At 44.3% G+C, this 5,942-nt stretch carries 5 protein-coding genes and 1 pseudogene; 2 read left to right on the top strand and 4 right to left on the bottom strand.

Going from position 1 to position 5,942, the window contains the following annotated elements; genetic code table 11:
• Window positions 1-110: 110 nt before the first annotated feature.
• The 3 genes and pseudogenes from HWQ58_RS14170 to HWQ58_RS14160 form a co-directional block, all read right to left on the bottom strand.
• A pseudogene (locus HWQ58_RS14170) lies at window positions 111-470 on the bottom strand (hypothetical protein); the annotation flags it as partial.
• An 88-nt stretch (window positions 471-558) separates the two neighbouring features.
• Complete coding sequence (locus tag HWQ58_RS14165; RefSeq protein WP_292863315.1) at window positions 559-1,275, bottom strand: Uma2 family endonuclease; 717 nt, start codon at window positions 1,273-1,275, stop codon at window positions 559-561.
• Between the two features lie 112 nt (window positions 1,276-1,387).
• Window positions 1,388-2,419, bottom strand: coding sequence for a hypothetical protein (locus tag HWQ58_RS14160; RefSeq protein ID WP_292863312.1), 1,032 nt, complete (start codon window positions 2,417-2,419; stop codon window positions 1,388-1,390).
• Between the two features lie 162 nt (window positions 2,420-2,581).
• On the opposite strand from HWQ58_RS14160, the gene moaA reads away from it, so the two are divergent.
• The gene (moaA, locus tag HWQ58_RS14155; RefSeq protein ID WP_292863309.1) at window positions 2,582-3,568 is read left to right on the top strand and encodes a GTP 3',8-cyclase MoaA; all 987 of its coding nucleotides are present in this window, start codon (window positions 2,582-2,584) and stop codon (window positions 3,566-3,568) included.
• Between the two features lie 67 nt (window positions 3,569-3,635).
• On the opposite strand, the gene rpsD is transcribed toward moaA, so the two are convergent.
• On the bottom strand, window positions 3,636-4,244 hold the full coding sequence (gene rpsD / locus HWQ58_RS14150; RefSeq protein WP_292863306.1) for a 30S ribosomal protein S4: 609 nt from the start codon (window positions 4,242-4,244) through the stop codon (window positions 3,636-3,638).
• A 461-nt stretch (window positions 4,245-4,705) separates the two neighbouring features.
• Between rpsD and HWQ58_RS14145 the strand changes: the two genes are divergently transcribed.
• Window positions 4,706-5,377 carry a hypothetical protein gene (locus tag HWQ58_RS14145; RefSeq protein WP_292863303.1) on the top strand — a complete coding sequence of 224 codons (672 nt, stop codon included), beginning with the start codon at window positions 4,706-4,708 and terminating at the stop codon, window positions 5,375-5,377.
• Window positions 5,378-5,942: the final 565 nt, after the last annotated feature.

Genomic DNA, 5,942 nt, shown 5'->3' with positions numbered 1-5,942 from the left:
CTCCTTGCACTTAGTTGTGGTTTTGACATTCATATTTCCAGGTGCAAGATGTGAGGTGAGGGAAAAGAGGAGGGGAAGTAGGGGGAGAATAACTTCCCACTCCCCACTCCCTAATTCGTCTCCTGAATTTGCAAACGAACAGTGTGTTCAGTCGCACCACTAAGTTGCAATTCCATGATTTCACCACCCAGAGGTTCCAAGCAAGTGAGGAGCGATCGCAAGTTGGGTGTACTTGCGCCAGTATCTACATATAATCGATCTGCTAAATTACCGATCCGTTTCCAAGTCATGTACAATTTAGCGATCGTTTGTTCAATTTGCGATGCTTGATTTACCAAATCAGCAGCAATGCTCAAACAGCCGACTCTTTGGGCTTCTTCTAAGGCTGTTTCAATATCAACATTCTCCTGTGTCAGCGCCTGAACTTGAGCCGCCCCTTTGAGATATTTCGCCAAGTTACGCGCTTCGCTAATAAAACCATAGGGTAGGGCGCACAGCTAGCTGTGCGCCCCTAGAGGGGATTGTGCTTCAAAAAGTAAGTGCATAAAAGGCTAAAAGTTAAACTGTCTCTGGGTCAATGTTTAATTCTCGTAACTTCTCGGCCATGCGCGATCGCAATTGCTGCTCTTGTTGTAACCGTTCTGCTCCCCACAGCAGCAATTGTCCAGCTTCATCCCACCAGCGCAACCAATAGCCAGTGCGATTTACTTTCACACCCTGCCAAATTCCTAAAAACAGCCCAATGCTGGCAATCCAATACTGTCTATCCCCATTCGGTTGCTGGAGTTCGTATTGCCCTGAAGCACCTAGTTGATAGACTTCCACCCACCCCGCCTCTGGTTCAAAAATTACATAGATGGGGACTTGGAGAATGCGCTCATAGTAGTACCACTTACCAGGTGGGTACTTAGCTTTAATTGAGTACTCACTACCTTCTGTCTCTGACAAAAATTCCATGACGATCGCCAGAACTTCTCCTTCTAGCTTCGGGGTATAACTACGACGGTTTTGGTTTGGTGGAACTGTCGGTAACACAGAAGGGACATAAAACCAATCTGGGGCTTTAATCACCAACTTGCCATCTACAGTTGCACAAATCCCAAAATTTGTACCAATAAGTATTTGAGGCTGAATTAACCCTGCCAGTTCCAAGCTTTCAGTGAGGGCAAATGCGATCGCTGGCTGACTGATGTTGTCCACAGGCTCATCGGGTAAAGGAAAGTCATCAGGTAACTTTTCCCAAGTGACAATGGGTTCACTGATGGTGGTTGACATAAAAACCTGGAATCAGGTGGCTATTGCTATTATGTCGCACAACTTTTTGCTTGTGAGAGTAGGGGGAGCATGGAGATGAGGGAGAAATAACCAATGTCCAATTCCCCACTCCCTAACTCGTTTCCTGAATTTGCAAACGAACAGTGTGTTCAGTCGCACCACTAAGTTGCAATTCCATGATTTCACCACCCAGAGGTTCCAAGCAAGTGAGGAGCGATCGCAAGTTGGGTGTACTTGCGCCAGTATCTACATATAATCGATCTGCTAAATTACCGATCCGTTTCCAAGTCATGTACAATTTAGCGATCGTTTGTTCAATTTGCGATGCTTGATTTACCAAATCAGCAGCAATGCTCAAACAGCCGACTCTTTGGGCTTCTTCTAAGGCTGTTTCAATATCAACATTCTCCTGTGTCAGCGCCTGAACTTGAGCCGCCCCTTTAAGATATTTGGCTAAGTTACGCGCTTCGGTAGTTACCTGTTTCAGGGTATCGACATCAGGATTGGCAGCTATTTCCTTTTGGATAAACTTTTGATGCGATTCTGGCAGTTTTTCCATTTCCTTCACCAAAGGGGCAATGTAGCGCGGGGGAAGGGTGTTATCTGCGGCTTTTTCTTTGACTGCTTCGGGTAATAAATCTGAGGACATGGCTGTCCATTCATCATTGAGTTGACGCACTTCCCGCCTAGTGATGCGATCGCCTTTTTGGGCGGCTTCACTCACCATCTGTTGCACTTCGGGGACTGCTTTGGAGGTTTCGACAAATGCCCGTTTACTGAAGTTGTTCACAGATCCGGGGTCAAGTTTACCATCTTCAATGAGAGTATCGGCACTATTCGCCAGTTTAATCCAAGAGTATGCTTGACTTTTGCTGATTTCCCGCTCTTTTAGCCATCGCAGAAAGCCAGTACCGCGTCCGTCACCACCCACTTTTTCTCTATCGCGGATCGCCCGTAAAATTCGCCCCCGCCAGATTTCAGTTTGCAAATCAAAGCGATCGCATACTTGCCAAGCTATTTCTAGCTGCTGTTGAAAATCTGATTCTAGAATCTGTTCATCTTCTGGATCGGGCAGTTCAAAGCTGATATCGGCTGGCTGTTGTAAGGCAGCAGCAAGGTCGTTGATGGAGTCGGTGTCTTGCACGATTGATGACTAACTAGTGGATGCGATCGGCTTATTATGCCACAATCTGTGGATTCTCACTTAAGGGTGAGTGCAGTATTTTGAGTTACAACAAAGATAGTAAGAAGGGGTAAACCACCTTTGTAAAGTCTTTAATTAATCAGAGAGAATAAAAATAAAACGATGAACCAGGTAGACTACCTCCGCATTAGCTTAATTGATCGCTGCAATTTTCGTTGTCAGTACTGTATGCCAGAGGGAGTAGAACTGGATTATATTCTCAAGCAACAGTTATTGACTGATGAAGAACTACTCACCTTAATTCAAGAAGTATTTATTCCAGTAGGCTTTACCCGATTTCGGTTGACTGGGGGGGAACCCTTATTGCGTCCGCGTGTGGTGGATTTGGTAGGTGCGATCGCAACTTTACCCCAAACTCAAGACCTCTCAATGACCACCAACGGTTTTTTGCTGGCTCCGATGGCACAAAACCTCTACAATGCTGGTCTGCGACGAATTAATATTAGTCTTGACTCTCTCGATCCCGATATTTTTGATCAAATTATTGGTAATCAGGGGCGTTCTCGTTGGCAACAAGTTTGGCATGGGATTCAAGCTGCCCATCAAGTCGGATTCGACCCCCTGAAGCTGAATGTAGTGGTAATTCCTGGCGTTAACGACCACGAAGTTTTAGATTTAGCCGCCCTGACAATCGATAAACAGTGGCACGTTCGATTTATTGAATTTATGCCCATTGGTAATGTGCATTTGTTTGGCGATCGCGGTTGGGTATCTTCAACCGCTTTACGAGGACAGATTCGCGATCGCTGGGGCTTGACAGAATCTCAAGTTCGTGGTGCTGGCCCTGCTGATGTGTTTCAAATTCCCGGTGCGAAGGGGACACTAGGATTTATTAGTCAAATGTCAGAATGTTTTTGCGATCGTTGTAATCGGATGCGCCTGAGTGCCGATGGCTGGCTGCGTCCTTGTTTATTAAACGAAACTGGTCAAATAGATTTAAAAACTGCTCTGCGTTCTGGTGTCAGCACCGCTCAATTACAAGAGCAGGTCAGACATTTACTCGGAATCAAGCCAGAAATTAACTTTAAACAACGCGATTCTGGTAATTTAGGTACATATACCCGCACCATGTCACAAATTGGCGGGTAGTCATTGATCAATTGGTCATTTGTCCTTTGCAAAGAACTAAGGACAAATGACTAAGGACAAATGACAATTACGCTTGTCGTGAGTAGTATTCCACCACAAGTAGTTCATTAATTTGTAGTGCCACCCATTCGCGTTCAATAACGCTGTTGACTTTACCAACCAACTTATTTTTGTCAAACTCCAAATGACTGGGGAGGTTGGCCAAACCGGGATATTGCAAGTTAGCTTCCACCAACTTCCGTGATTGTGCCCGATCTCTGACCGCAATTACTTCACCAGGACGGCATTGGTAGCTGGCAATATTCACCACACGACCGTTAACAGTTACGTGACTGTGATTCACTAGTTGGCGAGCTGCGGGGATAGTCGGCGCTATACCCAAGCGGAAAACGGTATTATCCAAGCGCATTTCTAGCAATTGCAGCAGCACTTGTCCGGTAGAACCAGTAACACGTCTGGCTTTCCGCACATAGCGGAGCAATTGCTTTTCAGTCAAACCGTAGTTGAAGCGGAGCTTTTGCTTTTCCTCTAGACGGATAGCATATTCAGAGCGCTTCTTGCGATTCTGGCCATGCTGCCCAGGTGGGTAAGCGCGTCTGGCACTTTTACGAGTTAATCCTGGTAAGTCGCCCAAGCGGCGGACAATTCTGAGGCGGGGCCCTCTATATCGGGACATGAGTTTCCTTAATCTAATCCTGTTTAAACTTTACCCAAACATTCCATTTTGACATTCCACTGATGATAAATCAGCGGATTCTTGGTTTTTTGAAGGTGCTTACTTTGGTATGACGTATCTTACCAATGTAGAGGCATCTGCTTTACGCTAGTTGCTTTAAGTCGGTTGAGCCGACACACTAGCTTCCAAGCTTGAATTCCGACGTGCCCCGCCGTACTACTGCCAATAAGTTTTTTGTGTTTATTTAGTTTCGTAGGCTACTCAATCATCAGATTGGTTTACGCAGTATTCTTACTCTGAAATACTTTTTACGTTGCCTACTTATCTTTCAAACAGTTATATTAACACAGTTTTCCACATAATTAATTATATCTATACTTTGCTACCTCTGAAATTCTTAGATTACAGAGGATTTTTAAGATATTTGAGTTAGCATAACTTTGGGTGTTTGGAGAATGGCAATGTCAATGAGCAAAAAAGTAGTTAGCAGAGTTAAGAACAAACAAGGCAGTTCCACCTCCAGGATTTTAACATTACCAGTTTTGGCTATAGCTGGATGTTTAACAATCTTGCCTAATGTGGCTGTTTCTGCCTCTTACAGCAATGATTATAGTGTCTGTGCTGGTCGCCTTTTGAGTGTGGGTGTAAAGGCAGAAGCGGCATCATCAGGTTGTGCAGCAGCACTGCGTCCAAAAGATTTGGCTGCTTGCGTGGTGAAAATTGATAAGGAAACCCAAATTGCTGCAACAGATGCGCTTTCTTCTTGTGGGAAGGCTCGGCGTCCTGAAGAGTTAGCAACCTGTGTAGTTGGCGTCAGCCTAAGTACTAAGGAAGAAGCTAATCCGACAGTTTTAGATTATTGTGGACGCAGTTTGTTACCCGTGCGCTTTGGCCAGTGTGTGGTTGGCTTGCGTAGTCAAATCGACTTTCTTGCTACTCAAGCGCTAGATACTTGTATCAGTGCTGATGATAGTGTTATCGGTGCTTCATCTTCGTCTACACCGCCAACGATAATTCCTGCAGGTTCAAGTCCAAGTTTAGAGACTACCCCATTTCCAAACCAACCAATTGTTCCAAACCAACCAATTGTTCCAACCCAACCAATTGTTCCAACCCAACCAGGCACTAATTAGATTACAGTGGTTTGTGTAATTGATTGAAAATACAGGTCGAATATAGAGTGGCTATTTGCCAACCTGATTCAGGGACAACCAAAAAATAAATCATCCGATTTTAATTTGTAGGTTGGGTTGAGCAACAGCGAAACCCAACCTTATATATTACAATACTTCAACCTGACTGGGTAATTTCCGTTTACTGACTATATAGCTTTCGTTAGGCAATGACAGTAATATTTACATTAGTCAGTATTGCCTGATTCGAGAACTGGGCTATTTGAACTTATGCAGCTTTACTAATCTCATCTGCATCAAAGACAAAATTACCCGTAGTTTGATCGTAGATAAAGCGATTGCTTGCTGTTGTCACACTAATCCTAAGTCAGTACAAGCTGGAATTGAGCGTATTATTCTAAGATTGAACCAGTCCAAATATGCCTTGGAAACGAAGATAGTATCATCTCCAATACTAAAAGAGTAGTCAAGTGATTGGAGTAATACTAATTCTCTAAAAGCTGGCTACAGATGAGATAATAAGATTTAATGAGAAGAGGGATATCCAATGTCAGGGGTCTATCAA

This window comes from Nostoc sp. LPT, from assembly GCF_017115165.1.
In the GTDB taxonomy this organism is placed as follows: Bacteria; Cyanobacteriota; Cyanobacteriia; order Cyanobacteriales; family Nostocaceae; genus Nostoc.
The sequence above is the reverse complement of the archived record's forward strand: the minus strand, read 5'-3'. Positions and strand labels throughout refer to the sequence as shown.